Raw genomic sequence first — 26,528 nt, 5'->3', positions numbered from 1 at the left:
CGGCTTTCTGCCGACGGCAGACCTCAACGGCCGCCGGGCGGCGTGTACTTGTAGCCGACGCGCCGCACCGTCTGGATCGTCCGCCGGTGCTCGGCGCCCAGCTTGCGGCGCAGCCGGGCGATGTGCACGTCCACGGTGCGGCCGTCGCCGACGTGGCCGTAGCCCCACACGGTGGTCACCAGCCGGTCGCGGGTGTGCACCCGGTGCGGATGCGCGACCAGGTGCGCGAGCAGCTCGAACTCCAGGTACGTCAGGTCGAGTTCGCGCCCGTCGACAGCGGCGGTGCGGCGTGCGGTGTCGATCCGTACGAGCGGGTCGCCGAGGACGCCGGTCTCCCCGCTCTCCCCGGCGGTCCCGGCGTCCCGGTGCGCCGTGTCGGGTACGGCCACCGGTGCGAAGGGCGGCCGCTGGCCGGCGGGGACGAGCACCAGGTAGCCGACCATGGGCGGCCGGCCCGGCAGGGCGGGCAGGGTGTGCGGGGGAGCGGGCATCCAGGTGGCGCCCGGCGGCAGGAGGTCCTTGACGTCCGTCACATCGTCGCGGTCCACGGCCCGCAGCCGGTGACGGGCCGCGGCGGGGACGGCGAGGGGAGCGGAGGAGAGGGAAGGGGAGGAGAGGGAAGGGGAGGAGAGGGAAGGGGAGGAGAGGGAAGGGGAGGTCGCCATGACAGGTCAGCTCTTTCGCGCGAGGAGTTCGCCGGCAGGACGACGGCCGCGGAAAAGGTCCGGGGCGCGCCGGGGGACGTACGTCGTGCGCGTCGGCGGGAAGACCGGGCTACGGCTTCAGAGGGCCGGCGCGTTCGTCGCGCGGCAACACACCCGGTCGAAATCGTCGTGCTGACGGGAGGGCCAGAAGGGCTCGAGGTCATGGCGACCCGTCGCGGCGTGCTTCTGGAAGGCGGACATGGGGCCATTGAAGCAGACGGCCGCCCGGGAGAGGAGGGCCTTCTCACTGCGTGGACGCGACGCCCGTGTCACGCCGAAGGGCGCCCGCCGCGGCACTGTGCCGCGGCGGGCGCCCTTCGTACGCTCTTCGTGCGGGGAGGCGGCGGGTCAGACCTGCCCGGCCTTCTCCAGCGCGGAGCAGCAGGTGTCCACCAGCAGGCGGGTCACCACGTACGGGTCGACGTTGGCGTTGGGACGGCGGTCCTCGATGTAGCCCTTGCCGTCCCTCTCGACCTGCCACGGGATGCGGACCGAGGCGCCGCGGTCGGAGACGCCGTAGGAGTACTCGTTCCACGGGGCGGTCTCGTGCAGGCCGGTCAGACGGTCGTCGATGCCGGCGCCGTAGTTCTTGACGTGGTCCATCGGCTTGGAGCCCTCACCGAGCGACTCGCAGGCGGTGATGATCGCGTCGTAGCCCTCGCGCATCGCCCTGGTGGAGAAGTTGGTGTGCGCGCCCGCGCCGTTCCAGTCGCCCTTGACCGGCTTGGGGTCCAGGGTGGCGGAGACGCCGAAGTCCTCGGCGGTGCGGTAGAGCAGCCAGCGGGCCACCCACAGCTGGTCGGAGACCTCCAGCGGCGCCAGCGGGCCGACCTGGAACTCCCACTGGCCGGGCATGACCTCGGCGTTGATGCCGGAGATGCCGAGACCGGCCTTCAGGCAGTTGTCCAGGTGCGCCTCGACGATGTCACGGCCGAAGATCTCGTCCGAGCCGACGCCGCAGTAGTAGCCGCCCTGCGCGGCCGGGAAGCCGCCCTCGGGGAAGCCGAGCGGGCGGGCGCCCTTGAAGAAGGTGTACTCCTGCTCGATACCGAAGATCGGCTCCTGCGCGGCGAACCGCTCGGCGAGCCCGGCCAGTTCGGCGCGGGTGTTGGTCGGGTGCGGGGTCAGGTCGGTGTCCAGGACCTCGCAGAGCACCAGGATGTCGTCGCCGCCGCGGATCGGGTCCGGGCAGGAGAAGACCGGCCTCAGCACGCAGTCCGAGGAGCGGCCCTCGGCCTGGTTGGTGGAGGAGCCGTCGAATCCCCACAGCGGCAGGGCGTCCAGGCCGGCGGGGGCACCCGTGATGATCTTCGTCTTGGAACGGAGCTTGGCCGTCGGCTCGGTGCCGTCGATCCAGATGTACTCGGCCTTGAAGGTCACGGGGGACACATCCTTCGGGGTGGGTCTGGGCGCACTGCGGGTGCTGCGGCACCGGACGCCGCGTCTACTGCCGTGCAGCCTGTCAACAGGCGATTTCCCGTCCGTTGCCCTTGTGTGAACCCCGTGTTACCTGACGCCGCTGTGCCCCGTCTCACGTCCGGTGGGACAGCGCCTCGCGGACCGCCTCCTCGGAGCGGCCCACGACGGCCGTTCCGTCGTCCGCGGTGATGATGGGGCGCTGGATGAGCTTCGGGTGGGTGGCGAGCGCGGCGATCCAGCGGTCCCGGGACGCCTCGTCACGGGGCCAGTCCTTCAGTCCCAGCTCCTTGGCGGCGGCCTCCTGGGTGCGGGTGATGTCCCACGGTTCGAGGCCGAGACGGGTGAGGACCTCACGGATCTCGTCCTCGCTCGGTACGTCCTCCAGGTAGCGGCGCACGGTGTAGTCGGCGCCCTCGGCGTCGAGCAGGCTGATGGCGCTGCGGCACTTGGAACAGGCCGGGTTGATCCAGATCTCCATGCCGCACACGGTAGCCCGAGGGGCGCGGAACCCGTTCTCCCCGCACGCCCCAGTGGCCCCCAAAGCCCTTGTGGCCAGGGGCTTTTGTCAGTGGTCGGCAGTAAAATGGAAGCAGTGTCCAAGGGTGTCGCCGGGGTGGCCGGCGGCGTCCTGACGCGACAGGAGGATGCCCGTGCCCGCTGCCGCACTGAAGCAGAAGCCGTTGCCCACCCAGTCGACCGCCAAGCGCCCCGTCCTGCTCGACCGGCCCTACGCGCCCGTGGAGAAGCGTCCGCTGCCGGCGGGCCGCCCCCGCGAGTGGTACATCACGCACAACCGCCGGCTCAAGGCGATGCGTCTCGCCATCGCCCTGCTCGACTCCGGCGTCTACCTGCCCGACCAGGCCCGCGACGAGGCGATACGCGAGGCCGCGGAGACGATCGGCGTCCACCCGCCGTCGGCCACGACGTGCCGCATGGTGCGCGCGTTCATGCGCTACAACCGCTGAGCCCGTCACCGTCGCCGGGCGCCCCCGGTCCACGGGGCGCCCGGCGACGCGGCGCGCCGGCCCCGCGCTGAGGCAGTATGGGCGCGTGAGGGCACCGCCCTCATCGTGAAGTCCCCGCTGCCTGAAGGGGCTTGTGCCGCGGGCCACGCGGTCGCGCGTTTGCCGGAGGAGAAGGGGACGACGGTTGGCTGAGGAGAGGACGGCCCCGGTCCCGTCGGCCTGGACGGCGCTGACCGGCCGGTACGGACGCGCCCTCGCCCGGGCCTGCGACATCGGCATCGCGCTGGTGGTCCTGGTGGCGGCGGACCGCTACAGCGCCGAGTACGACCTGCTCCTGGGCGGGCTGATGGCGCTGTCCCTGCTGGCCCGCAGACGGTTCCCCGGCACGGTGATGGCGGTCGTCCTGGCGCTGAGCGTCGCCCAGTTCGCCCTGTACCACCTGCCCGACCTGCCGCTGACGTCGGCACCGGCCTCGTACGACGCGGCCGTGCTGTTCGCCATGATGTCGGTCGTCCACCACTCCCGGACCACCTGGATGCCGTATCTCGCCGGCGCCGTGGTGCTGCTGGCCACGGTGGCCGGGGCGGTGCGGGTGCCGGTCTCCGGCGACGAGTCGTTCGTCGACCTCGAGACGCTCCTGCTCCTCTGGGGCCTGACGCTGACGGTCTGGCTGACGGCCTTCGCCCTGCACACACGGCGCCTCTACGCCGAGAGCCAGGCGGCCCGCGCCCGGCACGCCGAGCGGGAACAGGAGCAGCGGGTCCGGCTGGCCGCGGCCCGGGAGCGGGCCGAGATCGCCCGTGAACTGCACGACGTGGTGGCGCACAGCCTGGCCGTGATGATCCTCCAGGCCGACGGCGCCGGGTCGGTGCTGCGGAAGTCGCCGGACATGGCGGAGTCCGCCCTGAGGACGATCGCCGCCACGGGCCGGGACGCGATCGACGACATGCACCGCATCGTCCGGGTGCTGCGCGAGGGGAACCCGGACTCCGCCGACGGCGGCCCGCCACGGCGCCTGGTCACCCTCGACGAGATCGAGGTCGTCGCCGAACGCGCACGGGCCGCCGGGCTGAGCGTGGACGTGTCGGTCGAGGTCGGCAGGGACCGGCTGTCGCCGGCGGAGGAGATGACGGCCTTCCGTATCGTCCAGGAGTGCCTCACCAACGTGCTCCGCCACGCCGGAGCCGGAGCCGGGGTCGACATCCGGCTCCACGAGGAGCAGGGCACACTGCTGATCAGTGTGGCCGACGACGGAGCGGGCACCCTCGCCGGCCGTGGCGTCGGCGGGCGCTCCGGAGGGAACGGACTCGTGGGGATGCGGGAGCGGGTGGAGCTCGCCGGCGGCAGCTTCGAGGCCGGCCCCCGGCTCGGCAGCGGATGGCACGTACGTGCCTCGATTCCGACAAGGACGAAGTGATGACGCAGGCAGACAGGCCGATCCGGGTGGCCGTGGTGGACGACCAGCCGCTGATCCGGGCCGGTTTCTCCATGGTCCTGGCCGGCCAGGACGACATCGAGGTCGTCGGCGAGGCGGAGAACGGGGCCCAGGCCCTCGAACTGCTGCGCGAGACCGAGGCGGACGTCGTCATCATGGACATCCGCATGCCCGTCATGGACGGCATCCAGGCCACGGAGCGGCTGATGCGGCTGGACGATCCGCCCGGCGTGCTGGTGCTCACCACCTTCGACAACGACGAGGACGCGTTCGCGGCCCTGCGCGCCGGGGCCGGCGGCTTCCTGCTGAAGAACGCTCCCGCCGCGGAGGTCGTGAACGCCATCCGGGTCCTGGCCGCGGGGGAGTCGGTGGTGGCGCCGCGTATCACCAGACTGCTCCTCGACCGGGTCTCGGACCAGCTGGCACCGGCGAACGGACGGGACGAACGGCTGGACGTCCTCACCGCGCGCGAGCGGGACGTGCTCGCCCTGGTCGCCCGGGGACTGTCCAACGCCGAGATCGCGGCGGACCTGTATGTCGCGCAGGCCACGGTGAAGACGCACCTGGGCAACCTCATGGCCAAACTGCATCTGCGGGACCGTGCCCAGGCCGTCGCGTTCGCCTATCGGTCCGGGCTGGTCCGTCCCTCCCCCTGAGGGGGCAGAAGCGCCCCGGCGCTCTGCCCCCGGGGGTGCAGAACCACCCCGCCCGGCGGGTCAGAACCGCCGCCTGTGATCTCGGCTCCGTGGCCGATCTCCGGCGGGCCGCCGGACTCCAGACTTCTCACTGTCGCCGAACACGGCCGAGAAGCCACTGGAGGACCCGATGACCACCACCACGCCCACCACGCAGAACCGCAAGCGCAACCGCATCGTCATCGGCGCGGCCACGGCCGTGATCGTCGCGGCCCTGGCCGCCGGGGCCGGGTACTGGTGGCAGGACCGCGACGAGCTCAGCCAGGCCTCCGCCGAGGACTGCCGGCTGGCGCAGCGCATCGTCACCGAGGGCGGGGAGATCGCCACCGGATCCGCGCCGGAGGCGGAGAAGTGGTGGAAGGAGACCGGAGACGAGCGCCGCGCGCAGATGAAGGACGGCTATCTCGGAGCCAAGATCTCCCGGTACGAGGGGTGGGCACTCGCGACCGCCCAGAAGTCCCCCGAAGCGCCGTCCGCGAAGGACGTGAAGAACCTCCAGGAGGAGGCTCGGGGACACTGCTCGGACGCCGGCGTCACCCTGACCATGCCGCCGCTCGGCTCCTGACCCGGACCGCGGGAACCGTCACCATGGCTGACCACACCGCCGCCCGCGGCCACACACCGGACGACGTCATCACCGCCACCGGCCTGGTGAAGACCTACCGTCAGGGCACCACCGAGGTGCGGGCCCTCGACGGGGTGTCCGTCGGTGTCCGGCGCGCCCGCTTCACCGCCGTCGTCGGCCCCTCCGGGTCGGGGAAGTCGACCCTGATGCACTGCGTCGCCGGACTCGACACCGCCACCTCCGGCAGCATCGTCCTGGACGGAACGGAGATCACCGGGCTGTCCGACCGGCAGCTCACCCGGGTGCGCCGGGAGCGGATCGGGTTCGTCTTCCAGTCGTTCAACCTGCTGCCGCAGCTGACGGCCTACGAGAACATCGTGCTGCCCGTCACCATGTCCGGCGGGCGCCCCGACCGCGACCTGGTGGACCACCTCTGCGAAGTCCTCGGCATCGCCCACCGGCTGACGCACCGCCCCGCAGAGCTGTCCGGGGGCCAGCAGCAGCGGGTCGCCGTGGCCCGGGCGCTGGTGGCCCGGCCGGCCGTGGTCTTCGCCGACGAACCCACCGGAAACCTCGACTCCCGGACCGGTGCCGAAGTCCTCACCATGCTGCGCCGGTCCGTCGACGACCTCGGCCAGACGGTCGTGATGGTCACCCACGACCCCGCGGCCGCACGGTACGCGGACCGGGTACTGACCCTCGCGGACGGACGCCTCGTGGACGACGAGCACGTCACCCCCTCCGGACGCGCCGCCGCACCCGCCCTCGACGTCACGGGGAGGCGGCGATGAGGACACCGTGGCGTGCCACCGTCCTGGGCTCCCAGGTGGCCGAACTCCTGAGGCGGCCCGGGCGGTTCGCGGCGACCGGACTGTCGCTGCTGATCGCGGCCGTCGTCGTCTTCGGGACCGTCGTGGCCCAGCAGATCGTCACCGCGACCGTCGTCGAGAAGTTCCGCGGAACACCCGAAGCGGTGTCCGTGGTGGTCACGCCCGGCGACGGGGAGGACATCGGCGAGGCCCGCCTCCGCGAGATCCGGAGGACGCCCGGGGTCACCGAGGCCGTCGGCCGGATCGAGGGCGGCAGCCCGCTGGACGGCAGCGCCGTCGAGCGCTACCTCGCCCTTTCCGCGGACCCGGGCACCGGCGCCCTGTCGAAGGTCCGCCTGCTCGACGGCACGTACCCCTCCGGCCCGGGCCGGCTCGCCGTCGACACGCGGGCCGCGCGGGAGTACGGCCTCGCTCCGGGATCGTCGCTCACCCTGCTGCGGCCCGGACCCGACGGCGAGGGGACCCGGCGGGTGCCGGTCGAGGTCACCGGAATCGTCCGCAGCACCGCCACGGACGACGCGGAGCCCACCGGGTACGCCCCCGGCTCCCGGGTCGGCGAGCTGCTCGGCGTGCCGGGCTACTCCCGTATCGACATCCGCACCGACGGCGCGCACGCCGCGTCCTTCGGGGCCTCTGCGTCCTCCGCGTCCGGCTCCGTGCCGGCGGAGCTGACGGAGCGGATCCGGCGGGCGGTGCCCGGAGCGCGGGTGCGGTCCGGGGACGAGGTGCGGGACGAGGAGGCCCGCGAGGCGGTCGCGGAGGCGAAGGACACCCTGGAGCTGGTCACCGTCTTCCTCGCCGTCGCCGTCGGTGCGGCCGTTCTCGTCGCGACCTCCACCTTCCGCATCGTCTTCGCACGGCGCGTACGCCAGCTGGCGCTGCTGCGCGCCATCGGGGCGACCCCGCGACGGCTCGCCGCCGCGCTCGTCGTCGAGGGGGCGGTGGTCGGCCTGCTGGCCGGTGCGACCGGGGTGCTCGCGGCCTGGGGCTGCGGACAGCTCGTCCCCCCGGCCGCCCGGCGGTTCGGGCACGACCTGTCCGCCCCCTTTGCCCTCCCGCTGACGGAGGCCGTCCTCACCGTCGCCGGCACCGGTCTCCTGGCGGTCCTGGCGGTCCTGGCCCCCTCCCTGACCGCCTCACGGGTCTCCCCGCTGCAGGCCCTGCGCAGCGCGGCGTCCGGGGAGGGCGCGGCGAGCGGCATCGGCCGCACCCTGCTGGGCCTGCTGTGCGCCGCGGGCGCCGTACTCCTCGCCCGGCAGCAGTACGGCGGGCTGCCCCGGCCGGGCGACACGGAGTACGACCGGTTCGCGGCGCTGACCGCCGTGGTGCTCTCGGGAGGGCTGGCCTTCCTGGCCCTGATCGCCCTCGGCCCCCGTCTGGTCCGGCCGGTGCTGTCGGCCGTCGCCGTGCCCCTGCGCCGTACCGGTGCGGCCGGCCGGCTCGCGGTCGCGGGCGTCGGGGGCGCGCCGGGCAGGGCGGCCTCGGTCTCGGTCGTCGTGGCCCTCGGCGTCTGCCTGGTCGGCTCGACCCTGACCTGCCTCGCCTCCCTGAACGCCTACGAGCGGTACCGGCAGGCGGTGGAGGCACCCGCCGACTTCTCCCTGCACGCGAGGGACAGCGCGCCGCTGGACCGGTCGCTGGCCGCCGATCTGGCCTCGCACCCCGAACTCGCCGACGTGACCGCGTTCCGCACGGCGGAGGTGGCCGAGGGCGGCCGCAGCGCGACGATCTCCGACCTCGACCTCGGCACCGTCCGCTCCGGCGTGAGCCTGACCGCCCGGACCGGCTCCCTCGACGATCTCCCACCCGCCCACGTCGTCGTGGACGCCGGCCACGCCCACCGGCTCGGCGTCCGGGCGGGCGACCGCCTGACGCTGACGTTCGAGGGCCGCCCCGTCCACCTCACCGTGGCCGCGACGCTGCCCGGCGCCGGCCCCTACGGAGGGAACTTCTTCGTCCCCGCTGCGGACCTCACCCGTATGGGGGCGGACCCGGCGCCCACCGCGGTCACCGCCAACGCCTCGCAGGACGGCGCCCAGGGGCGGATACGCGCACAGCGGGCCATCACCGACACCTTGACCGGCCCGGAGCGCGGCGACGGCCGCGTCGTCGCCGAGGACGCGGCCGGACAGGCCGGAGGTTCGGACGACCTGCGGACCATGGCCACGACAGTGATCATGGTCCTGGGCCTGACCGTCCTGGTGGCGGTCGCCGGGGTCGCGACCACGGCGAGCCTCACCGTCGTCGAACGCAAGCGGGAGTTCGGGCTGTTGCGGGCCCTGGGGCTCGGCGGAGCGGCCGTGCACCGCACGGTCACGGTGGAATGCGCGCTCTACGGAGTACTGGGCGGCGTCCTCGGTCTGGCCCTCGGCCTGCCGTACTCCTGGCTGGTGGTCCGTGTCGCCGAGACGAGCGCCCCGTTCACCGTGCCGGCCGGACAGCTCGCGGCGGTCTTCACCGCCCTCGTCCTGGTGACCGCCGCCGCGGGTGCGGTGCCCGCCCTCCACGCCTCCCGGACCTCACCGACGGTCGCCGTCGCCCGGGCCGAGTAGCCGGTGCGCGGGCGGGCACGCGTGCCAGGGGCCCGGCGGGCACGGTGCGCCGACGGGATCAGTACGGCCGGAAGTCGATGTAGCCGAGGAGCACGATCACCGCGGCGACACACCCGAGCACCACGGCCGTCGAGACCCACGACGAGCGGCGGGACGATCCCCGGTGCTCCGGGCCGGCGCGGAAGGGGACCGGTCCGGGCGGGTTCTCCTTCCAGCGCGCGGCGAGCATCCGGGCCCGCGCGGAGGGCTCCTTGTGCACGGCGCCGTCCGCCCATTTCAGGTCGAACTCGCGCTCCTCGTCGTCCCGCTCGGACATGCCCGGACCCTCTCCCCGTTCCCCGACTCGAACAACCGTGTCACTGGACATGATTCCGGACCCGTTTCCCGGTGTGAAGCTTTCCGGCCGACGACGGCGCCCCCGCCCCCGCCGGACGGGCGGGGGACGGGGGCGCCGTCGGACGGGACGGGGGCGTCGGTCACACGTCGAAGTACAGCTCGAACTCGTGCGGGTGCGGACGCAGCTGCAGCGGGGCGATCTCGTTCGCCCGCTTGAAGTCGATCCACGTCTCGATCAGGTCCGGCGTGAACACGTCGCCCTGGAGGAGGAACTCGTGGTCGGCCTCCAGGTGGTCGAGGACCGCGCCGAGGGAGGTCGGGACCTGCGCCACGTTGGCGTGCTCCTCGGGAGCCAGCTCGTAGAGGTCCTTGTCGATCGGCTCGGCCGGCTCGATCTTGTTCTTGATACCGTCCAGGCCCGCCAGCAGCAGCGCCGAGAAGGCCAGGTACGGGTTGCCGGAGGCGTCCGGCGCGCGGAACTCGACGCGCTTGGCCTTCGGGTTGGAGCCCGTGATCGGGATACGCATCGCGGCCGAGCGGTTGCGCTGCGAGTACACCAGGTTCACCGGCGCCTCGAAGCCCGGCACCAGGCGGTGGTAGGAGTTCACCGTCGGGTTGGTGAAGGCCAGCAGCGACGGGGCGTGCTTGAGGATGCCGCCGATGTAGTAGCGGGCCATGTCCGACAGGCCGGCGTAGCCCTGCTCGTCGTAGAAGAGCGGCTCGCCGCCCGCCCACAGCGACTGGTGGACGTGCATGCCCGAACCGTTGTCGCCGAAGATCGGCTTCGGCATGAAGGTCGCCGTCTTGCCGTTGCGCCAGGCCACGTTCTTCACGATGTACTTGAAGAGCATGAGGTCGTCGGCCGCGGCCAGCAGCGTGTTGAACCTGTAGTTGATCTCGGCCTGGCCGGCGGTGCCCACCTCGTGGTGCAGGCGCTCCAGCTGGAGGCCGGACCGCTGCAGCTCCAGGGACATCTCGGCGCGCAGGTCGGCGAAGTGGTCGACCGGCGGGACCGGGAAGTAGCCGCCCTTGTAGCGGACCTTGTAACCGCGGTTGTCCTCCAGCGCGCCGGTGTTCCAGGCGCCGGCCTCGGAGTCGATGTGGTAGAAGGACTCGTTCTCGGCGGTCTTGAAGCGCACGCTGTCGAAGACGTAGAACTCGGCCTCCGGGCCGAAGTACGCCGTGTCGGCGATGCCGGTGGAGGCGAGGTAGGCCTCGGCCTTCTTCGCCACGTTCCGCGGGTCGCGGGAGTACTGCTCGCCCGTGATCGGGTCGTGGATGAAGAAGTTGATGTTGAGGGTCTTGTCCCGGCGGAACGGGTCGATGCGCGCGGTGGACAGGTCGGGGCGCAGGGACATGTCCGACTCGTGGATGGCCTGGAAGCCGCGGATCGAGGATCCGTCGAAGGCCTGCTCGTCGTCGGGGTCGAACGCCTCGGCGGGCAACGTGAAGTGCTGCATGACGCCCGGCAGGTCGCAGAACCGGACGTCGACGAACTTGACGTCCTCGTCCGCGATGAACTTCTTGGCCTCGTCGGCGTTCTGGAACATCCAGCTCCTCCTACTCCCGACCGTCCCGCCGGGGTGGTAGATCGTTCGTGCGGCCAGTGCGGGTGGCACACGTTGCCTCGACCCTAGGGACGGGTGATTTCTCGGGCGTGACCCGTTTGTTTCACAGAAGTTAACCGGCCTTGTTCCAGCCTAGGCGTCCTCCGCGCGCGTCACACCCCCGCCGTGCACCGGGCATATACGGGCGCAGTACCGTGGACGGGTGGACAACAGGCAAGCAATCGGATCGTGGCTCTCCGGGCCGCGCGCGGCCATCGAGGGGGCCGGCGCCGATCTCGGGTACCGGGGCGAGCAGCTCGGGCTGCCCGAGGAGGGACCGGGGTCCCTCGCCCGCCCGGGCCGCCGGCTCGGCGCGCTGGCCGTCGACTGGGCCCTGTGCTCCCTGATCGCCTACGGCCTGGTCACGGGCAGCTTCGGGCAGACGTCGGGCAACTGGGCGCTGCTGATCTTCTTCGTGCTCAGCGTCCTGACCGTCGGCACGGTCGGCTGCACCCCGGGCAAGCGCCTGTTCGGCCTGCGCGTGGTCGAGCTGGGCACCGGCCGTGTGAACCCGGTGCGCGCCCTGCTGCGCTCGGTCCTGCTGTGCGTCGCCGTCCCGGCGCTGATCTGGGACCGGGACGGCCGGGGGCTGCACGACCGGCTGGCGCGCACGGTGGAGGTCCGGATCTAGCCTCCGGCACCCACGGCCGCGGCTCCCCCGCGAGGGCGACAGCCGCGGCGGTGCGAGCCGGTACGGCGACGGGGGCGCCCGGAGCCACGCGGCGGAAGCCGCATCGTGGCCGGCCGGACGCCCCCGTCGCCGTACGCGTCGCGGGGTGCGCGAGGACGGGTCCCGCGGGGCTCAGCGCCTCGGGTTGCCGCCCTTCGGCATGCGCATGCCCTTGGGCATCGGGCCCTTGGGGAGAGGCATGTTGCTCATCAGGTCGCCGAGGGCGCGCAGCCGGTCGTTGGTCGCGGTGACCTGCGGGCCGGTGAGGACGCGCGGGAGCTTGAGCATGGTGGTGCGCAGCTTCTTCAGCTCGACCTGGCCCTCGCCGGTGCCCACGATCAGGTCGTGGACGGGCACGTCGGCGACGATCCGGTTCATCTTCTTCTTCTCGGCCGCCAGCAGGGACTTGACCCGGTTCGGGTTGCCCTCGGCGACCAGCACGATGCCGGCCTTGCCGACCGCGCGGTGCACCACGTCCTGGTTGCGGTTCATCGCCACCGCGGGGGTCGTCGTCCAGCCCCGGCCGATGTTGTCCAGTACCGCCGCGGCGGCGCCCGGCTGGCCCTCCATCTGCCCGAAGGCCGCCCGCTCGGCCCGTCGCCCGAAGACGATCGCCGTCGCGAGGAAGGCGAGCAGCAGGCCCAGGATGCCCAGATAGATGGGGTGACCGACCAGGAAACCGATCGCGAGGAGGACACCGAAGACGACGATGCCGACACCCGCGAGCACAAGACCGATCTTCTTGTCGGCCTTGCGGGTCATCTTGTAGGTCAGAGCGATCTGCTTCAGTCGCCCGGGGTTCGCAGCGTCCGCTGCAGGTTCCTTCCTCGCCATGACGTGAAGTCTACGTGGCGCGGAAGGCACCGACGACGGCGGTGCCGGGCACCGCCGTCGGGGGGACGGTCAGAGGCGGCCGCCGGCCACCTGCTGCCGCAGGACGCGCTCGGTCTCGATGCGGTCCTTGGCGCGGCGGCGGTCCTCCAGCACGGCGGTCCAGGCGTTGCGCCGGGCGGTGCGCTGGCCGCTGCCCATCAGCAGCGACTCGACGGCCCGCAGGGCGTCGGTGAACGACGGGATGGCGGTGGCGCGGACGGGCGCGGCCTGCATCGTGGAGGTCCCCCCTCGGTACGGATCCGGGTACGGGTGCGCGTGCGGACGCACGCGTGGATGTACGTGGCGTGATTCCAGGGTCACTGATTGGTGTTACCAGGGCGTGACCCCCCGGTCAAACGCACATGAAGCGGGGATGCCGGAGGCCGGAACGGCACCGCGGCCCCGACCGGTGCCCTCATCTGCGAGGACGGTCGGGGCCGCGGCGTATCGGCCGATACCGCCGAGTAGCGTCTTGTGCGTGAATTCACACGCTCGTCGCGTCACCCGGCGGACGGAGCCTGAGGGGGCGTCAGACGGCCTGCCCGGCGATGACGGTGTCCCGCTTCTCGACGGCCATCCGGTAGAGGCGCCCGGCACGGTAGGAGGAGCGCACCAGCGGGCCGGACATCACGCCGGAGAAGCCGATCTGCTCGGCCTCCTCCTTCAGCTCCACGAACTCGTGCGGCTTGACCCAGCGCTCCACGGGGTGGTGGCGCACGGACGGGCGCAGGTACTGCGTGATGGTGATCAGCTCGCAGCCGGCCTCGTGCAGCTGCTTCAGCGCCTCGCTGACCTCCTCACGGGTCTCGCCCATGCCGAGGATCAGGTTCGACTTGGTGACCAGGCCGTAGTCGCGGGCCTCGGTGATCACCTTCAGGGAGCGCTCGTAGCGGAAGCCGGGGCGGATCCGCTTGAAGATCCGCGGGACCGTCTCGACGTTGTGCGCGAAGACCTCGGGGCGGGAGTCGAAGACCTCGCGGAGCAGCTCCGGCACCGCGTTGAAGTCGGGGGCCAGCAGCTCGACCTTGGTACGGCCGTCCGGGCGCCCGGCCGTCTGCCGGTGGATCTGGCGCACCGTCTCCGCGTACAGCCAGGCGCCGCCGTCCGGCAGGTCGTCACGGGCGACGCCGGTGATGGTGGCGTAGTTCAGGTCCATGGTGACCACGGACTCGCCGACGCGGCGCGGCTCGTCGCGGTCGAGCGCCTCGGGCTTGCCGGTGTCGATCTGGCAGAAGTCACAGCGCCGGGTGCACTGGTCGCCACCGATGAGGAAGGTCGCCTCGCGGTCCTCCCAGCACTCGTAGATGTTGGGACAGCCGGCTTCCTGGCAGACCGTGTGCAGGCCCTCGCTCTTCACGAGGTTCTGCATCTTCGTGTACTCGGGGCCCATTTTCGCCCGGGTCTTGATCCACTCGGGCTTGCGCTCGATGGGGGTCTGGCTGTTGCGGACCTCCAGGCGCAGCATCTTGCGTCCGTCGGGTGCGACTGCGGACACGACCGGCTCCCTAGCGTTCGATTCTTCGGCGTGCCCCAGGGTACGCCCGTTGATTTGTCGGCCGGCGGCGGTGGCGGCCTGGACGGGGACCGCTCCGGGGCCTGCGGACAGACCTGCCCGGCCACGACGTCGAACACCGGCCCGGCCGGATTTATGCCGCCGGCGCCTTCTCGATCACCCTCGGCTTCAGTTCCGCGTTCTCCAGGACGTCCCGCAGGTGGCGCTCCACCACCGGCAGCACCTCCTCGATCGTGATGTCGCGCCCCAGCTCGTTCGCGAGCGAGGCGACGCCCGCGTCGCGGATGCCGCAGGGGATGATCCGGTCGAACCACTTGTTGTCCGGGTTCACGTTCAGGGCGAAGCCGTGCATGGTGACGCCCTTGGCCACGCGGATGCCGATCGCGGCGATCTTGCGGTCCTCGCGGCGCTGGCCCGCGTTGGACGGGGCGTACTCGGGCCCGTTCAGCCGCGGGTCGAACTCCTCGTCGGCCAGCCGCGGGTCGAAGTCCAGGGAGAGCCCGCCGAGTGCCGGGCGCTGCTCCACCGGGTCGCCCAGCACCCAGACCCCGCTGCGGCCCTCGACCCGGGTGGTCTCGACGCCGAACTCCGCGCAGGTGCGGATCAGCGCCTCCTCCAGCCGCCGCACGTGGGCCACGACGTCGACCGGGCGCGGGAGCTTCTGGATCGGGTAGCCCACCAGCTGGCCCGGGCCGTGCCAGGTGATCTTGCCGCCGCGGTCCACGTCGATGACCGGCGTGCCGTCGAGGGGGCGCTCGTCGTCCGCGGTGCGCCGGCCGGCGGTGTAGACCGGCGGGTGCTCGAGGAGCAGCACGGTGTCGGGGATCTCGTCGGCGAACCGCGCGGCGTGCACCCGGCGCTGCTCGTCCCACGCCTCCTGGTACTCGACGCGCTCGGCGCCGAACCCCATGCGGATGAACCGGAGTTCACTCACGGCAAGAGCCTCCCTGCGAGTCGTAAGGCACGAACCGTGCCCACGCCACTGTACGACCGGGCGCCGGCGCTCCACCGGGGGCCGCTGTCGTCAGCCCGACGGGCAATTCTCACACGATCGGATGAATGCCCCGGAAACTCTGCGGTCGGGTGCTCACTCTCCGCTACATTCACGCCGTTCACGAGGCCATAAGGGCTGCTCACAGGCGCTCCGGGACATCGACGCCCCGGAAGGCAGGAGACCGCACCGCACCATGACGGAACGACCCGCGCAGCGCACTCCCAACCGTCAGCTCGCCGCGCTCATCGCCGAAGCGGGGTTCTCCCACGCGGGTCTCGCCCGTCGCGTCGACCAGCTCGGACTCGAACACGGCCTGGACCTGAGATACGACAAGACGTCCGTCACCCGGTGGCTGCGCGGCCAGCAGCCCCGCGGCACCACCCCCGCCCTGATCGCCGAGGTCTTCACCCGGCGCCTGGGCCGCCGCCTGACCGCCCAGGACCTCGGCCTGGACGCCTGCGCGCCCGTCTACGCGGGCCTGGAGTTCGCCGCCGGCCCGGAGGAGGCCGTCGACATCGTCACCGGCCTGTGGCGCAAGGACTCCGGCAACCACGCGGAGCTGCGCAAGATCGCCTTCACCCCGGCCGGCCTGGTCGTGCCCAGCCGCGACTGGCTGATCGGCCGCGCCGACGAGAAGGTGGCCCGCGCCGAGGTCCCCGTCCGCATCCCCGCCCAGGGACGCCCGGCCTCTCCCCGCGGCCCCGTCCCGCCCGCCCCCTCCCGCAGACGCGCGCCGGCCGACCGCGGGCCCGGCCAGCGGGTCACCGGCGGTGACCTGGCCGCCCTGCGCTCGGTGGGCGAGCTGTTCCGCAGCCTCGACGACCGGTACGGCGGCGGCCACGCCCGCCAGGCCCTCGTGCGCTACCTGGAGCACGAGCTGGAGCCCATGCTGCGCGGCACCTACGGCGAGCAGACCGGCCGCCGGCTGTTCGCCGCCGCCGCCGACCTGACCCGGCTCGCCGGCTGGACGTCGTACGACATCGCCGCGCACGGGCTCGCCCAGCGGTACTTCGTGCAGGCGCTGCGGCTCGCCCAGGCGGCCGGCGACCGGGCGTTCGGCTCGTACGTGCTGGTCACCATGAGCCGCCAGGCCGTCTACCTCGGGCACGGGCGCGAGGCCGTGCAGCTGGCGCGCGTCGCCCAGCAGGGCGTGGGGACCTCCGTGCCGCCGGTCGTGCAGACCCTGCTGCACGCCGCCGAGGCGCGGGCGCACGGCGTCCTCGGCGAGGTGCGGGCCTGCACCGCCGCCCTGGCGCGCGCCGAACGCGCCCTGGAGTCCGCCCGGCCCGGCGACGAGGTGCCGCACTGGGCGCGCTTCTTCGACGAGGCCCAGCTCGCCGACGAGTTCGGGCACTGCCACCGGGACCTGCAGCAGTACCGCGCCGCCGCCCAGTACGCGGAACGCTCGCTCCTCCTGCGCGCCCCCGCCTACGCCCGCAGCCGGCTGTTCTGCCGCGTCGTCCTCGCCACCGCCCGCCTCGGCCTCGGCGAACTCGACCAGGCCTGCCAGCTGGCCGCCGAGGCGGCCGGACAGGCGGCGGAGATGAGATCGGTGCGGGCGGCGGAGTACGTCCAGGACTTCGAACGGCGCCTGGAGCCGTACCGGGACGCGGCCCCCGTGCGGGGCTACCGGGACAAGGTGGCGGCCCTGGGCTGAGGGCGCACGCCGCCTGCGCCTAGGCGGCGTGCGCCGTGGGCAGGGGGTCGGCCGTGTGCATCGGCCGGCCCGCCCCCAGGTCCGTCAGGATCGCCGCCGCGGCCCGGTGGGCCGAGTGCAGCGCGCCCTGGACGGTGCCCGCGTCGCGGTGGTCGCCGCACACGTACAGGCCGGCCAGCAGCCGCACCGGCCGCTGCGGATCGTGCGGCGGCCGCATCGCGGGCACGGCCTCGGCCGTGTGGCGTACGGCGAGGGTCTCCCAGCGGGCGGTCGACGTGCCGTAGAGGCGGGCCAGATGGATGCGTACGGCCGTGTCGACGTCGGACGGGGGAGGACCGAGCACCGTCGACGAGACGAGGGCACGGCCGGCCGGCGCGCGCGACGGGTCCACCTGGCTGACCACCGCCGTGTGGGCGACCGGCCCGCCGCGGTCCGCGTCGAGCAGCAGGGACGCGCCGGTCGCCGGCGGCTCGTCGGTCGTGTGGTGCACGACCGTCACCGGGTGGAAGTCCGGCACCCGCAGCCCCGGCAGCAGCCCGGCGGCGGCGCGGGCGTCGGTCGCCACCAGGACGGCCCGGCAGCGGATCACCCCGTGCTCGGCCGTGGTCACGGCGTTGGTGGCGACCGAGGTGACCCGGACCCCGGTGCGCACGGTGCCCGGCGGCAGCGCCCGCGCCAGCAGCTCCGGCACGGCCTCCGCACCGCCCTCCGGCAGCACCGACCGCCCCCTGGCGAAGGCCTGCAGCGCGAGGTCGGCGCACCGGCTGGAGGTGGTGAGGTCCGGGTCGCACAGCAGGGCGGCGAGCAGCGGACGCAGGAAGCCGTCGATCGTGCGGGCCGGCAGCCCGCGGGCCGCCAGCGCCTGGGCGGCCGGCAGTTCCGGGCGGGCCAGCAGCCGCTCGGCCGGCATGGCCGCGAGCCGGGTCAGCGCCGCGCCGAGCCGGGCCTGGTCGACGGCGGTGCCGAGCGGGGCACCCGTCCGGGGCCGGGGCACGGACGGGGCCGCCCCGGGCGTACGCGGCGCGGAGGCGGTGCGCCGGGGCGCGGCACCCGGCCGGGGGGCGCTCGCCAGAGCGCGCACCGCGTGCAGTGCGCCCCTTGCGCCCCTTGCGCTCCGTGCGCCCGCGCCCGCCGGCACGCCCGCGCGGTGATGGCGCCCCTCGCTGTGCAGCAGCACCCCGGGCGCGAAGGGCAGCAGCGCGAGGCCGTCCAGCCCGGGGGTGAGCCGCAGTTCGGGATGTGCCGTGGACAGCAGTTGTCCGATTCTGTCGAGCCGGAAACCGTCGACCTTCTCGGTCGCCATCCGGCCGCCCACGCCGTGGGCGGCCTCCAGGACCGTCGTCGTCACTCCTGCACTGGCCAGCCGGTGCGCCGCGGCGAGACCGGCGATCCCGGCCCCCACGACGACGACGTCCGCCTGGTACGCGGGCTCAAGCACGTGCCCCTCCTCGAGGTTGCGCGGCCACTGGAGACGTGCTGGAGACGTCATGCCCCCAACCGGCCCGAGGGATACCCGAGTTCGTCTCGAGGTTAGGGCCGGGGCGGGGCCGGGGGAGTCGCACGGAGGCAGAGCACGGTCGCACGACGGTCGCATATCGCCGGAGTACGGCCATCAAACGGTCACAAGGGGGCGAGGTCGAGCGGTACCCGATCGCGCCTCCCGTCGGCTACAGCGCCGCCCGGATCGCCCCGTCGATCTCCGGGAAGGCGAAGCGGAACCCCGACTCCAGCAGGCGGGCCGGCAGGACCCGGGCGCTGCCCAGGACGTCGCCGGCCATCTCGCCGAGCACGGCCCGCAGCACCGGCGCGGGCACGGCGAACGGCGTCGGCCGGCGCAGCACCCGCCCCATGGCCGCGGTGATCTCACGGTTCGTCAGCGGGTGTGGGGCGGTGAGGTTGAAGGGGCCGGAGAGGTCCTCGCGCTCCAGCAGGTGCCGGATCGCCGCGACCTCGTCGTGCAGGGCGATGAACGACCAGTACTGCGAGCCGTCGCCCAGCCGCCCGCCGAGCCCCGCCCGGAAGAGCGGGAAGAGCCGCCCCCAGGCACCGCCGTGAGGGGCGACGACCAGCCCGGTCCGGGCGAACACTGTCCGCACGCCCGCCTCCCCGGCCGGTGCCGCCGCGCCCTCCCACTCCACGCACACCGACGGCAGGAAACCCTCGCCCGCGGGCGCGCTCTCGTCGACGGGCCGCCCGCCCGTCTCCCCGTAGAAACCGGTCGCGCTGCCGTTCACGAACACCCGGGGCCGCCGCCGCAGCGAGGCGACGGCCTCGGCGAGCGCCCGTGTGCCGTGCACCCGGCTGTCGCGGATCCGCGCCTTGTACGCGTCGGTCCAGCGGCGGTCGCCCACGCCCGCGCCGGCCAGGTTGACCACGGCGTCGCACCCCTCCAGCCCGGCCGCGTCCACGCGCCCGGCCTCCGGATCCCAGCGGACCTCGTCCGCGCCCCGCGGAGCACGGCGCACCAGGCGCACCACCTCGTGCCCGTCCGCGGTCAGGGACCGCACCAGTGCGCTGCCGATGACGCCGGACGCGCCGGCCACCACGATCCGGGAACGTGCCATGTCCATGAGCCCATCCTGCCCGCTTCCCGCGGGACCCGCGCCGGGTCCCGCGGGCACGCGCCGTACAGTGAGCGCCATGCTCGCCGCGCACATACGTCACGCCACGCCCGAGGACGAACCGTCGCTGCGCCGGCTCGACCGGGAGACCTGGTCGTACCGGCGCGCCGTCTCACCCGCGCCGGGCCCGGACGACCCCTTCTTCCGGGAGCACGCGGGGCCCGGTGACCACCTCGTCGCCGAACTCGACGGCACCCTCGTCGGCTACGTCCGCCTCGGCTTCCCCACCCCGCTGGCCTCCAACGCCCACGTGCGCCAGATCCGCGGCCTCGCCGTCGCCGACGCGGCCCGCGGCAGGGGCGTCGGCCGGGCCCTCGTCCGTGCCGCCGTCGAGGAGGCCCGCCGCCTGGGCGCCCGCCGCATCACCCTGCGCGTCCTCGGTCACAACACGCCCGCCCGGCGGCTCTACGAGTCCGAGGGCTTCGTCGTCGAGGGAGTCCAGCCGGAGGAGTTCCACCTCGACGGCCGGTACGTCGACGACGTGCTGATGGGCCGGCCGCTGGTCTGAGGCGCCCCGGGCGCGGCCGGTTCCGCCGGGCGGCACCGCACACGTCGCGGCCGGAGCGGATCCACCGGACAGTGGGACCATGCGTGTCTTCCGAGCCCGAGGACCGCGCGGCACACGGAACCGGCGCGCGGACCGCATGCCGGCCGCGGCCAGGGTGCTGCTCGGCTGCGTGCCCGGTCTCGCCGCCGTCGCCGCGCTGGCACTGTGCGCACGCGGCGTCGAGCAGGCCGCCGAGACGGACGCCCGGGCGGCCGGCGCCGCCACCGCCCGGTACACCGCCCCGCGGCCCGCCGTCGTGCCCCGGTCCGTCTGGCTGGGCGACGAGGCCCGCCCCCAGCCGGCCCCGCGCTACGACGACGAGGTCCTCGCCGTCTTCGTCCACCACACCGACACACCGAACGGCTACGACTGCGCCGACGTACCGGCCATCCTGCGTGGCGTCTACACGGGACAGACGGGGGCCCGGGACTGGGACGACATCGGCTACAACTTCGTCGTCGACCGCTGCGGCACCGTCTACGAGGGCCGCGCCGGCGGCATCGACCGCGCCGTCACCGGTGCCCACACACAGGGCTTCAACCACCGCACCACCGGCATCGCCGCCCTCGGCACCTTCACGGAGGGCGTCCCCGTGCCGGACGCGCTGGCCGAGGCGATCGCCGCCCTGGCCGCCTGGAAACTGGGCCCGGCCGGCACCGACCCGCGCGGAGAGGTCCGCCTGGTCTCCAGCAACGGCCTCAGCCGCTACGCCGCCGGCACCACCGCCACCCTGCCCGCCGTCGCGGGGCACGGGGAGGGGTACCCGACCAGCTGCCCCGGCGAGGCACTCAGCGCCCGCCTCCCCCACATCAGGGACCTCGCGGCCCGCATCCAGGGCAGAGCGGCCCGCTGACCCGCGGCGGCGACGACAGCGGCGGCGCGGCCGGTCCGGACGGCGGGGCGTCTCAGTCCGGCCCGAAGCGCCGCCACAGCCGCGGGAGGCGCTCGGCGAGGGCCCGGTCGTCCTCCAGGTCGACCGGGCTGCCCAGCGGCTCCGCGGGCGCGGGGGCGATGCCGAGGTCGGGGGCGACGGTGCCGGTGAGCTGCTCGTAGGCCTCGTCGGCCGCGTAGCCGAGGTCCTCGCCGTCGCCGTCCAGCTCCTCGTCGAAGTCGTCCAGCAGCTCGGCGAGCGCGTCGGGCTCGTGCACCGCGCCCTCGTACACCTCACGGCCCTGGCCGATCAGCCAGCAGCGGAAGTAGTCGAAGGCGTCGTCGCTCGCCCCGCCGAGCAGGATCCAGGCCGCGGCCCACAGGTCCCAGGTGCAGGCGCGGTTGTAGCGGGCCTCGAAGTGGCGGGCGAAGTCGAGCACGAGGTCCGGGTCCAGTGCGAGCAGCCGCTCCACGAGCAGGTCGGCCTGGTCCTCGGGATCACCGTCGGCGCCCCGGCGGGTCGCGTCGATCAGTTCCCAGAACTCCGTCTCGTCCATCACGGGACCAGCATCGTCCCTGGAGGGAGGCGACGCACGCGGAGCGGCCGGACCGGCCCGCCGGGTCCGAGGCCCCGGACACCGTCCGGGCACCCGTCCGCACCCGTCCGTCAGGTCCCGTACAGCGCGGCGAGCCGGCGGGCGTCCCGCGCGAAGCGCTCCCGCAGCTCCCGGGGCGCCAGCACCTCCGCCTCCGGCCCCAGCCCGCGCAGCTGGTCGTGGGCGACCTCCTCGGACTCCACCGGCAGCGTCACCGTCACCCACCCGTCCGCGTCCGGCGCGCCGGCGCCCGCCAGGGCCTCCCGGGCGGCCGGCGCCTCCACGGCGTGCGGCAGGGCGCGCACGCCCCGCGGGGAGAGCCGCACCACGGCCTCGGCCCGCAGGACCGAGCGCGCGAACTGCCCGGCCCGCTCCGCCCAGAACGCGGGCAGGTCGAACTCCCCGTCCCGCGCGAACCGCTCCCCGTCCGGCTCCACCGCCGTGAACCGGTCGAGCCGGTACACCCGGAACGGGCCGCCGTCCGCCACCCGCGCGCACAGGTACCAGATCCCCGCCTTCAGCACGAGCCCGTACGGCTCCAGCTCCCGCACGGCCTCCTTCTCCCCGCGCCGGTAGCGCGCGGTGATCCGCCGGTCGTCCCACACCGCGTCCGCGACCGCCGGCAGCAGCACGGGCGTCTGCGGGTCCCGGAACCAGTTCGGCGCGTCCAGGTGGAACCGCTGGGACGCCGTACGGGGAGCGTCCCGCAGCGAGGGCAGCAGCGCCGCCGACACCTTCAGCCGGGCCGCCGACGCCGCGTCCTCGAGCCCCATCTCCCGCAGCGCCTCCGGCACCCCGGACAGGAACAGCGCCTCCGCCTCGGAGCGGGCCAGCCCCGTGAGCCGCGTCCGGTAACCGCCGATCAGCCGGTAGCCGCCGGCCCGCCCGCGCTCCGCGTACACCGGTACGCCCGCCTCCGACAGCGCCTGCGCGTCCCGGGTCACGGTCCGCTCGGAGACCTCCAGCTCCCGGGCCAGCTCGGCGGCGGTCATCGACGGGCGGGACTGGAGCAGCAGCACCATCTTGATGAGGCGGGCAGCGCGCATGCCCACATCATGCAGGAGGCCCCCGCCGGAGCGGGGGCCTCCTCACAGGTCAGAGCCTCACAGGCCGTAGCGCTCGCGCGCCTCCTTCACGGCCGTCGCCTGGACCTCGCCGCGGCGGGCGAGCTGGGCCAGGGCGGCGACCACGATGGACTCGGCGTCGACACCGAAGTGACGGCGGGCGGCCTCACGGGTGTCCGACAGACCGAAGCCGTCGGCGCCCAGCGAGGACCAGTCCTGCTCGACCCACTGCGCGATCTGGTCCGGGACCTGGCGCATGTAGTCGGAGACCGCGAGGACCGGGCCCTCGGCGCCCTGCAGCGCCTGGCGGACGTACGGCGTGCGCTCCTCGCCGCGCAGCAGCGCCGCGTCGGCCTCCATCGCGTCCCGGCGCAGCTCCGTCCAGGAGGTCGCGGACCACACGTCGGCGGCCACGCCCCACTCCTCGGCGAGCAGCTTCTGCGCCTTCAGCGCCCAGTGGATCGCCGTGCCCGAGCCGAGCAGCTGGATCCGCGGGGCGTTCGCCGCCGGGGTCAGGCCCGCCGACTCCGCCGTGTTGAAGCGGTACAGACCCTTGACGATGCCCTCGTCGACACCGGCCGGCTTGGCGGGCTGCGGCAGCGGCTCGTTGTAGACGGTCAGGTAGTAGAAGACGTTCGGGTCCTCGCCCGGGGCCGTCTCGCCGTACATCCGGCGCAGACCGTCCTTGACGATCGCCGCCACCTCGTATGCGAAGGCCGGGTCGTACGTCAGCGCGGCCGGGTTGGTCGCCGCGATGGCGGGGGAGTGGCCGTCCGCGTGCTGCAGGCCCTCACCGGTCAGCGTGGTGCGGCCGGCGGTGGCGCCGATGAGGAAGCCGCGGCCGAGCTGGTCGCCGAGCTGCCACATCTGGTCGGCCGTGCGCTGCCAGCCGAACATCGAGTAGAAGATGTAGAACGGGATCATCGCCTCGCCGTGCGTCGCGTACGACGTCGAAGCGGCGATGAAGTCGGCCATGGAGCCGGCCTCGGTGATCCCCTCGTTGAGGATCTGGCCGTTCTTGGCCTCCTTGTAGTACATCAGCTGGTCGCGGTCGACCGGCTCGTACGTCTGGCCCTTGGGCGAGTAGATGCCGAGCGACGGGAAGAGCGACTCCATGCCGAAGGTGCGCGCCTCGTCGGGGACGATCGGCACCCAGCGCTTGCCGGTCTCCTTGTCGCGGACCAGGTCCTTGACCAGGCGGACGAACGCCATCGTGGTGGCGACGTTCTGCGAGCCGGAGCCCTTGTCGAAGGAGGCGAACGCCTTCTCGGCGGGCGCGGGCAGCGGCGCGACCGGGTGCACCCGGCGGGCCGGGGCCGGACCGCCGAGGGCGGCGCGGCGCTCCTGGAGGTAGCGGACCTCGGGGGAGTCGGCGCCCGGGTGGCCGTAGGGAACCACGCCGTCGACGAAGTCGCTGTCCTTGATCGGCAGGCCGAGCAGGTCGCGCATGGCCTTGAACTCGTCCACCGAGAGCTTCTTCATCTGGTGGTTGGCGTTCTTGGACGCGAAGCCGGAGCCGAGGGTGTGGCCCTTGACCGTCTGGGCCAGGATCACGGTCGGCGCGCCCTTGTGGGAGAGCGCGGCCTTGTACGCGGCGTAGACCTTGCGGGCCTCGTGGCCGCCGCGCGAGTAGTGGAAGCACTCGAGGATCTTGTCGTCGCTCAGCAGCTTCGCCATCTCGACGAGCGCCGGGTCCTTGCCGAAGAAGTCCTCGCGGATGTAGGCGGCGTCGCGCGTCTGGTACGTCTGCACCTGCGCGTCCGGTACCTCGCGCAGGCGGCGTACGAGCGCGCCGGTGGTGTCGAGCTGGAACAGCTCGTCCCAGGCGGTGCCCCACAGCGTCTTGACGACGTTCCAGCCGGCGCCGCGGAACTGGGCCTCCAGCTCCTGCACGATCTTGAAGTTGGCGCGGACCGGACCGTCGAGGCGCTGCAGGTTGCAGTTGATGACGAAGGTCAGGTTGTCCAGGCCCTCGCGGGAGGCGAGGGTGAGCGCGGTGGTGGACTCCGGCTCGTCCATCTCGCCGTCGCCGAGGAACGCCCACACGTGGGAGTTGCTCAGGTCCTTGATGCCGCGGCTGGTCAGGTAGCGGTTGAACCGCGCCTGGTAGATCGCGGAGATCGGGCCGAGACCCATGGAGACGGTGGGGAACTCCCACAGCCACGGCAGGCGCCGCGGGTGCGGGTAGGACGGCAGACCGTTGCCGCCGGCCTCGCGGCGGAAGTTGTCGAGCTGCTCCTCGTTCAGGCGTCCGTCGAGGAAGGCGCGGGCGTAGATGCCGGGGGAGGCGTGGCCCTGGACGTAGAGCTGGTCGCCGGAGCCGTCCTGCTCCTTGCCCCGGAAGAAGTGGTTGAAGCCGGTCTCGTAGAGCCAGGCCGCGGAGGCGAAGGTGGCGATGTGGCCGCCGACGCCGTACTTGCTGCCGCGGGTCACCATCGCCGCCGCGTTCCAGCGGTTCCAGGCGGTGATCCGCTGCTCCATCTCCTCGTCACCGTCGATCGCCGGCTCGGCGGAGGTGGGGATGGTGTTGACGTAGTCCGTCTCGAGGAGCTTCGGCAGCGCGATGCCGGCTCCCTCGGCGCGCTCCAGGGTGCGGCGCATCAGGTACGCGGCACGGTGCGGCCCGGCCGCCTCGGTGACGGCGTCCAGGGAGGCCTGCCATTCGGCGGTCTCCTCCGGGTCGCGGTCCGGGAGCTGGTCGAGCTCGCTCGGCTGGATGGCGTTGGGGTCGGTCATGTCGCCGCCTTCCTCAGTCGAAGGGGGTTCCCTCATCGGCAAGGGTTCGGGGGTGCCCTAGATCTTTGGCAGGACAGGGCTGGAGCTTGGATACAAGCCCGTTGGCGACTGTAACCCCCTGATCGATGATCGATCAAAGGGTCGACGGCCAAAACCTCTCGATCTCGAGAAAGTCGGCACGGGGTGCCTCCGGCGGTGGCACGGGGTGACCTTGTTTGGTGGGCATTTGTGCAGGTGAGCGCGGTACGGCTCGGGTGGTTCGGTGAGTCGGCGTCTGCCGGTGCGTCGCGGCTGATCGCGCAGTTCCCCGCACCCTTTCAGGGGCGCGGGGCTGTGCCGGTGTGCGGCTCCGCCGCGTGGGCGCGAACCGGGGGTCCGGGGGCGCAGCCCCCGGGGTCGGGACGGGAAGGGGCGGCGGGGGCGAGGAGACTACGCCCGCGGCGCGCAGCCCAGGACGTGGGACTTGACCAGGTCGGCGATGCGCGGGTCACGCCGCCGGAACGCCGCGACCAGCTCCTCGTGCTCCTCCGCGTACGACTGCTGCACCGTGCCCAGCCACCGTATCGACAGCGCTGTGAACACCTCGATGCCCAGCCCCTCCCAGGTGTGCAGCAGCACCGAGTTGTCGGCCGCCCGCACCAGCTCCCGGTGGAAACCCACCGTGTGCCGCACCTGTCCCGTCCCGTCGGCCACCCGGTCGGCCTCGTACAGGGCGGCCACGTGCGGCTCCAGGGCCGAGCAGTCCTCGGCGAGCCGCTCCGCCGCCAGCTCCGCCGCGATCGCCTCCAGGCCCGCCCGGACCGGGTAGCTCTCCTCCAGGTCGGCGGCGGTCAGATTGCGGACGCGCACGCCCTTGTTCGGCGCCGACTCGATCAGCCGCAGCGACTCCAGCTCCCGCAGCGCCTCGCGCACCGGGGTCTGGCTGACCTCCAGCTCGGTGGCGATCCGCCGCTCCACGATCCGCTCGCCCGGCTGCCAGCGTCCGCTGATGATCCCTTCCAGGATGTGCTCGCGGATCTGTTCGCGCAGCGAGTGGACGACGGGCGCGGTCATGAGGGGCTCCTTCGGGAGGGGCACGGATTCTCTGCGGCGGCCCGAAGGGCCTCGTGGAGGGGGATGGTCGTCGGCGGGCGGGCCCCGGGGCGTTGACGCTTAGACAATACGGCGGTCACGGCGCGCGGGAGGGGCGCACAGGGGCGCTTTTACGCAGGTGAGACGAGACTTACACGGCGTGTGCGGCCCGGAACACAACGGTGCCCCCGCCCGGAGAGCTCCGGGC

The 26,528-nt window shown here is 73.3% G+C and carries 26 protein-coding genes; 10 read left to right on the top strand and 16 right to left on the bottom strand.

Annotation, left to right across the window (positions count from 1 at the left end):
- Positions 1–23: 23 nt before the first annotated feature.
- The 4 genes from ACFYOJ_RS07275 to ACFYOJ_RS07260 all read right to left on the bottom strand — a co-directional run bounded on the left by ACFYOJ_RS07275 (position 24) and on the right by ACFYOJ_RS07260 (position 2,601).
- Positions 24–665, bottom strand: a complete 642-nt coding sequence (locus ACFYOJ_RS07275) for a winged helix-turn-helix domain-containing protein (protein WP_356555444.1) — start codon at positions 663–665, stop codon at positions 24–26.
- A gap of 117 nt (positions 666–782) precedes the next feature.
- Positions 783–905: a hypothetical protein gene (locus ACFYOJ_RS07270; protein WP_388596280.1), complete on the bottom strand. Its 123-nt coding sequence runs from the start codon at positions 903–905 to the stop codon at positions 783–785.
- A 147-nt stretch (positions 906–1,052) separates the two neighbouring features.
- A complete protein-coding gene (glnII, locus tag ACFYOJ_RS07265) occupies positions 1,053–2,084 on the bottom strand; it encodes a glutamine synthetase (RefSeq protein WP_356555442.1) in 1,032 nt (343 codons plus the stop codon).
- A 151-nt stretch (positions 2,085–2,235) separates the two neighbouring features.
- Positions 2,236–2,601 (bottom strand): arsenate reductase family protein, encoded by a 366-nt coding sequence (locus tag ACFYOJ_RS07260; protein ID WP_356555440.1) that lies wholly within the window; start codon positions 2,599–2,601, stop codon positions 2,236–2,238.
- A 172-nt stretch (positions 2,602–2,773) separates the two neighbouring features.
- Between ACFYOJ_RS07260 and ACFYOJ_RS07255 the strand changes: the two genes are divergently transcribed.
- The 6 genes from ACFYOJ_RS07255 (at position 2,774) to ACFYOJ_RS07230 (ending at position 9,165) form a co-directional block, all read left to right on the top strand.
- Positions 2,774–3,088: a hypothetical protein gene (locus ACFYOJ_RS07255; protein ID WP_356555439.1), complete on the top strand. Its 315-nt coding sequence runs from the start codon at positions 2,774–2,776 to the stop codon at positions 3,086–3,088.
- A gap of 184 nt (positions 3,089–3,272) precedes the next feature.
- On the top strand, positions 3,273–4,505 hold the full coding sequence (locus ACFYOJ_RS07250) for a histidine kinase (protein WP_356555438.1): 1,233 nt from the start codon (positions 3,273–3,275) through the stop codon (positions 4,503–4,505).
- Positions 4,505–5,179: a response regulator transcription factor gene (locus ACFYOJ_RS07245; protein ID WP_356555436.1), complete on the top strand. Its 675-nt coding sequence runs from the start codon at positions 4,505–4,507 to the stop codon at positions 5,177–5,179. Before ACFYOJ_RS07250 ends, ACFYOJ_RS07245 begins: the two co-directional genes overlap by 1 nt.
- A 169-nt stretch (positions 5,180–5,348) precedes the next feature.
- Positions 5,349–5,783: a hypothetical protein gene (locus tag ACFYOJ_RS07240; RefSeq protein WP_356555434.1), complete on the top strand. Its 435-nt coding sequence runs from the start codon at positions 5,349–5,351 to the stop codon at positions 5,781–5,783.
- 23 nt (positions 5,784–5,806) lie between these two features.
- Positions 5,807–6,574, top strand: coding sequence for an ABC transporter ATP-binding protein (locus ACFYOJ_RS07235; protein WP_356555433.1), 768 nt, complete (start codon positions 5,807–5,809; stop codon positions 6,572–6,574).
- Positions 6,571–9,165, top strand: coding sequence for an ABC transporter permease (locus ACFYOJ_RS07230; protein ID WP_356555432.1), 2,595 nt, complete (start codon positions 6,571–6,573; stop codon positions 9,163–9,165). The genes ACFYOJ_RS07235 and ACFYOJ_RS07230 overlap by 4 nt, the downstream gene beginning before the upstream one ends.
- A gap of 58 nt (positions 9,166–9,223) precedes the next feature.
- Here the strand turns inward: ACFYOJ_RS07230 and ACFYOJ_RS07225 are convergent, their stop codons facing one another.
- Positions 9,224–9,481: a hypothetical protein gene (locus tag ACFYOJ_RS07225; protein WP_356555431.1), complete on the bottom strand. Its 258-nt coding sequence runs from the start codon at positions 9,479–9,481 to the stop codon at positions 9,224–9,226.
- A gap of 160 nt (positions 9,482–9,641) precedes the next feature.
- Positions 9,642–11,051 (bottom strand): type I glutamate--ammonia ligase, encoded by a 1,410-nt coding sequence (gene glnA, locus ACFYOJ_RS07220; protein WP_356555429.1) that lies wholly within the window; start codon positions 11,049–11,051, stop codon positions 9,642–9,644.
- 220 nt (positions 11,052–11,271) lie between these two features.
- On the opposite strand from glnA, the gene ACFYOJ_RS07215 reads away from it, so the two are divergent.
- Complete coding sequence (locus tag ACFYOJ_RS07215) at positions 11,272–11,739, top strand: RDD family protein (protein WP_356555428.1); 468 nt, start codon at positions 11,272–11,274, stop codon at positions 11,737–11,739.
- A 171-nt stretch (positions 11,740–11,910) separates the two neighbouring features.
- On the opposite strand, the gene ACFYOJ_RS07210 is transcribed toward ACFYOJ_RS07215, so the two are convergent.
- The 4 genes from ACFYOJ_RS07210 to lipB form a co-directional block, all read right to left on the bottom strand.
- Entirely contained in the window at positions 11,911–12,612 is a 702-nt protein-coding gene (locus ACFYOJ_RS07210) for a DUF4191 domain-containing protein (RefSeq protein WP_356555426.1), read from the bottom strand.
- Positions 12,613–12,681: 69 nt separating this feature from the next.
- Positions 12,682–12,885 carry a hypothetical protein gene (locus ACFYOJ_RS07205; RefSeq protein WP_356555425.1) on the bottom strand — a complete coding sequence of 68 codons (204 nt, stop codon included), beginning with the start codon at positions 12,883–12,885 and terminating at the stop codon, positions 12,682–12,684.
- Positions 12,886–13,180: 295 nt separating this feature from the next.
- On the bottom strand, positions 13,181–14,146 hold the full coding sequence (gene lipA / locus ACFYOJ_RS07200; protein ID WP_356555423.1) for a lipoyl synthase: 966 nt from the start codon (positions 14,144–14,146) through the stop codon (positions 13,181–13,183).
- A gap of 151 nt (positions 14,147–14,297) precedes the next feature.
- Positions 14,298–15,098 carry a lipoyl(octanoyl) transferase LipB gene (gene lipB, locus ACFYOJ_RS07195; protein ID WP_356555422.1) on the bottom strand — a complete coding sequence of 267 codons (801 nt, stop codon included), beginning with the start codon at positions 15,096–15,098 and terminating at the stop codon, positions 14,298–14,300.
- A gap of 253 nt (positions 15,099–15,351) precedes the next feature.
- Here lipB and ACFYOJ_RS07190 point away from each other — a divergent pair, with 253 nt between their 5' ends.
- On the top strand, positions 15,352–16,815 hold the full coding sequence (locus ACFYOJ_RS07190) for a regulator (protein ID WP_356555421.1): 1,464 nt from the start codon (positions 15,352–15,354) through the stop codon (positions 16,813–16,815).
- Positions 16,816–16,834: 19 nt separating this feature from the next.
- On the opposite strand, the gene ACFYOJ_RS07185 is transcribed toward ACFYOJ_RS07190, so the two are convergent.
- Together ACFYOJ_RS07185 and ACFYOJ_RS07180 are read right to left on the bottom strand one after the other, a co-directional pair.
- Positions 16,835–18,253, bottom strand: a complete 1,419-nt coding sequence (locus ACFYOJ_RS07185) for an NAD(P)/FAD-dependent oxidoreductase (RefSeq protein WP_356555419.1) — start codon at positions 18,251–18,253, stop codon at positions 16,835–16,837.
- A gap of 229 nt (positions 18,254–18,482) precedes the next feature.
- Positions 18,483–19,379, bottom strand: coding sequence for a TIGR01777 family oxidoreductase (locus ACFYOJ_RS07180; protein ID WP_356555548.1), 897 nt, complete (start codon positions 19,377–19,379; stop codon positions 18,483–18,485).
- A 76-nt stretch (positions 19,380–19,455) separates the two neighbouring features.
- On the opposite strand from ACFYOJ_RS07180, the gene ACFYOJ_RS07175 reads away from it, so the two are divergent.
- Together ACFYOJ_RS07175 and ACFYOJ_RS07170 are read left to right on the top strand one after the other, a co-directional pair.
- Positions 19,456–19,944, top strand: a complete 489-nt coding sequence (locus ACFYOJ_RS07175) for a GNAT family N-acetyltransferase (RefSeq protein ID WP_356555417.1) — start codon at positions 19,456–19,458, stop codon at positions 19,942–19,944.
- 79 nt (positions 19,945–20,023) lie between these two features.
- The gene (locus ACFYOJ_RS07170; protein ID WP_356555415.1) at positions 20,024–20,836 is read left to right on the top strand and encodes a peptidoglycan recognition protein; all 813 of its coding nucleotides are present in this window, start codon (positions 20,024–20,026) and stop codon (positions 20,834–20,836) included.
- A gap of 52 nt (positions 20,837–20,888) precedes the next feature.
- Here the strand turns inward: ACFYOJ_RS07170 and ACFYOJ_RS07165 are convergent, their stop codons facing one another.
- The 4 genes from ACFYOJ_RS07165 to ACFYOJ_RS07150 all read right to left on the bottom strand — a co-directional run bounded on the left by ACFYOJ_RS07165 (position 20,889) and on the right by ACFYOJ_RS07150 (position 26,302).
- On the bottom strand, positions 20,889–21,410 hold the full coding sequence (locus tag ACFYOJ_RS07165) for a DUF4240 domain-containing protein (protein ID WP_356555547.1): 522 nt from the start codon (positions 21,408–21,410) through the stop codon (positions 20,889–20,891).
- A gap of 110 nt (positions 21,411–21,520) precedes the next feature.
- Positions 21,521–22,495 (bottom strand): YafY family protein, encoded by a 975-nt coding sequence (locus ACFYOJ_RS07160; RefSeq protein WP_356555413.1) that lies wholly within the window; start codon positions 22,493–22,495, stop codon positions 21,521–21,523.
- Positions 22,496–22,552: 57 nt separating this feature from the next.
- Complete coding sequence (aceE, locus tag ACFYOJ_RS07155; RefSeq protein WP_356555411.1) at positions 22,553–25,249, bottom strand: pyruvate dehydrogenase (acetyl-transferring), homodimeric type; 2,697 nt, start codon at positions 25,247–25,249, stop codon at positions 22,553–22,555.
- 429 nt (positions 25,250–25,678) lie between these two features.
- Entirely contained in the window at positions 25,679–26,302 is a 624-nt protein-coding gene (locus ACFYOJ_RS07150) for a GntR family transcriptional regulator (RefSeq protein WP_356555409.1), read from the bottom strand.
- Positions 26,303–26,528 lie beyond the last annotated feature (226 nt).

This window comes from Streptomyces sp. NPDC006384 (assembly GCF_042870695.1).
Taxonomy (GTDB): Bacteria; Actinomycetota; Actinomycetes; order Streptomycetales; family Streptomycetaceae; genus Streptomyces.
Note: the sequence above shows the minus strand (reverse complement) of the source record. Positions and strands in the feature narration are given on the sequence as shown.

Bases quoted from the DNA above. Each gene is read 5' to 3' on its own strand.
- ACFYOJ_RS07275 (WP_356555444.1), bottom strand. From the start codon at position 665: ATGGCGACCTCCCCTTCCCTCTCCTCCCCTTCCCTCTCCTCCCCTTCC.
- ACFYOJ_RS07270 (WP_388596280.1), bottom strand. From the start codon at position 905: ATGTCCGCCTTCCAGAAGCACGCCGCGACGGGTCGCCATGACCTCGAG.
- ACFYOJ_RS07260 (WP_356555440.1), bottom strand. From the start codon at position 2,601: ATGGAGATCTGGATCAACCCGGCCTGTTCCAAGTGCCGCAGCGCCATC.
- ACFYOJ_RS07245 (WP_356555436.1), top strand. From the start codon at position 4,505: ATGACGCAGGCAGACAGGCCGATCCGGGTGGCCGTGGTGGACGACCAG.
- ACFYOJ_RS07240 (WP_356555434.1), top strand. From the start codon at position 5,349: ATGACCACCACCACGCCCACCACGCAGAACCGCAAGCGCAACCGCATC.
- ACFYOJ_RS07235 (WP_356555433.1), top strand. From the start codon at position 5,807: ATGGCTGACCACACCGCCGCCCGCGGCCACACACCGGACGACGTCATC.
- ACFYOJ_RS07230 (WP_356555432.1), top strand. From the start codon at position 6,571: ATGAGGACACCGTGGCGTGCCACCGTCCTGGGCTCCCAGGTGGCCGAA.
- ACFYOJ_RS07225 (WP_356555431.1), bottom strand. From the start codon at position 9,481: ATGTCCGAGCGGGACGACGAGGAGCGCGAGTTCGACCTGAAATGGGCG.
- glnA (WP_356555429.1), bottom strand. From the start codon at position 11,051: ATGTTCCAGAACGCCGACGAGGCCAAGAAGTTCATCGCGGACGAGGAC.
- ACFYOJ_RS07210 (WP_356555426.1), bottom strand. From the start codon at position 12,612: ATGGCGAGGAAGGAACCTGCAGCGGACGCTGCGAACCCCGGGCGACTG.
- ACFYOJ_RS07205 (WP_356555425.1), bottom strand. From the start codon at position 12,885: ATGCAGGCCGCGCCCGTCCGCGCCACCGCCATCCCGTCGTTCACCGAC.
- ACFYOJ_RS07190 (WP_356555421.1), top strand. From the start codon at position 15,352: ATGACGGAACGACCCGCGCAGCGCACTCCCAACCGTCAGCTCGCCGCG.
- ACFYOJ_RS07180 (WP_356555548.1), bottom strand. From the start codon at position 19,379: ATGGCACGTTCCCGGATCGTGGTGGCCGGCGCGTCCGGCGTCATCGGC.
- ACFYOJ_RS07175 (WP_356555417.1), top strand. From the start codon at position 19,456: ATGCTCGCCGCGCACATACGTCACGCCACGCCCGAGGACGAACCGTCG.
- ACFYOJ_RS07170 (WP_356555415.1), top strand. From the start codon at position 20,024: ATGCGTGTCTTCCGAGCCCGAGGACCGCGCGGCACACGGAACCGGCGC.
- ACFYOJ_RS07165 (WP_356555547.1), bottom strand. From the start codon at position 21,410: ATGGACGAGACGGAGTTCTGGGAACTGATCGACGCGACCCGCCGGGGC.
- ACFYOJ_RS07160 (WP_356555413.1), bottom strand. From the start codon at position 22,495: ATGCGCGCTGCCCGCCTCATCAAGATGGTGCTGCTGCTCCAGTCCCGC.
- aceE (WP_356555411.1), bottom strand. From the start codon at position 25,249: ATGACCGACCCCAACGCCATCCAGCCGAGCGAGCTCGACCAGCTCCCG.
- ACFYOJ_RS07150 (WP_356555409.1), bottom strand. From the start codon at position 26,302: ATGACCGCGCCCGTCGTCCACTCGCTGCGCGAACAGATCCGCGAGCAC.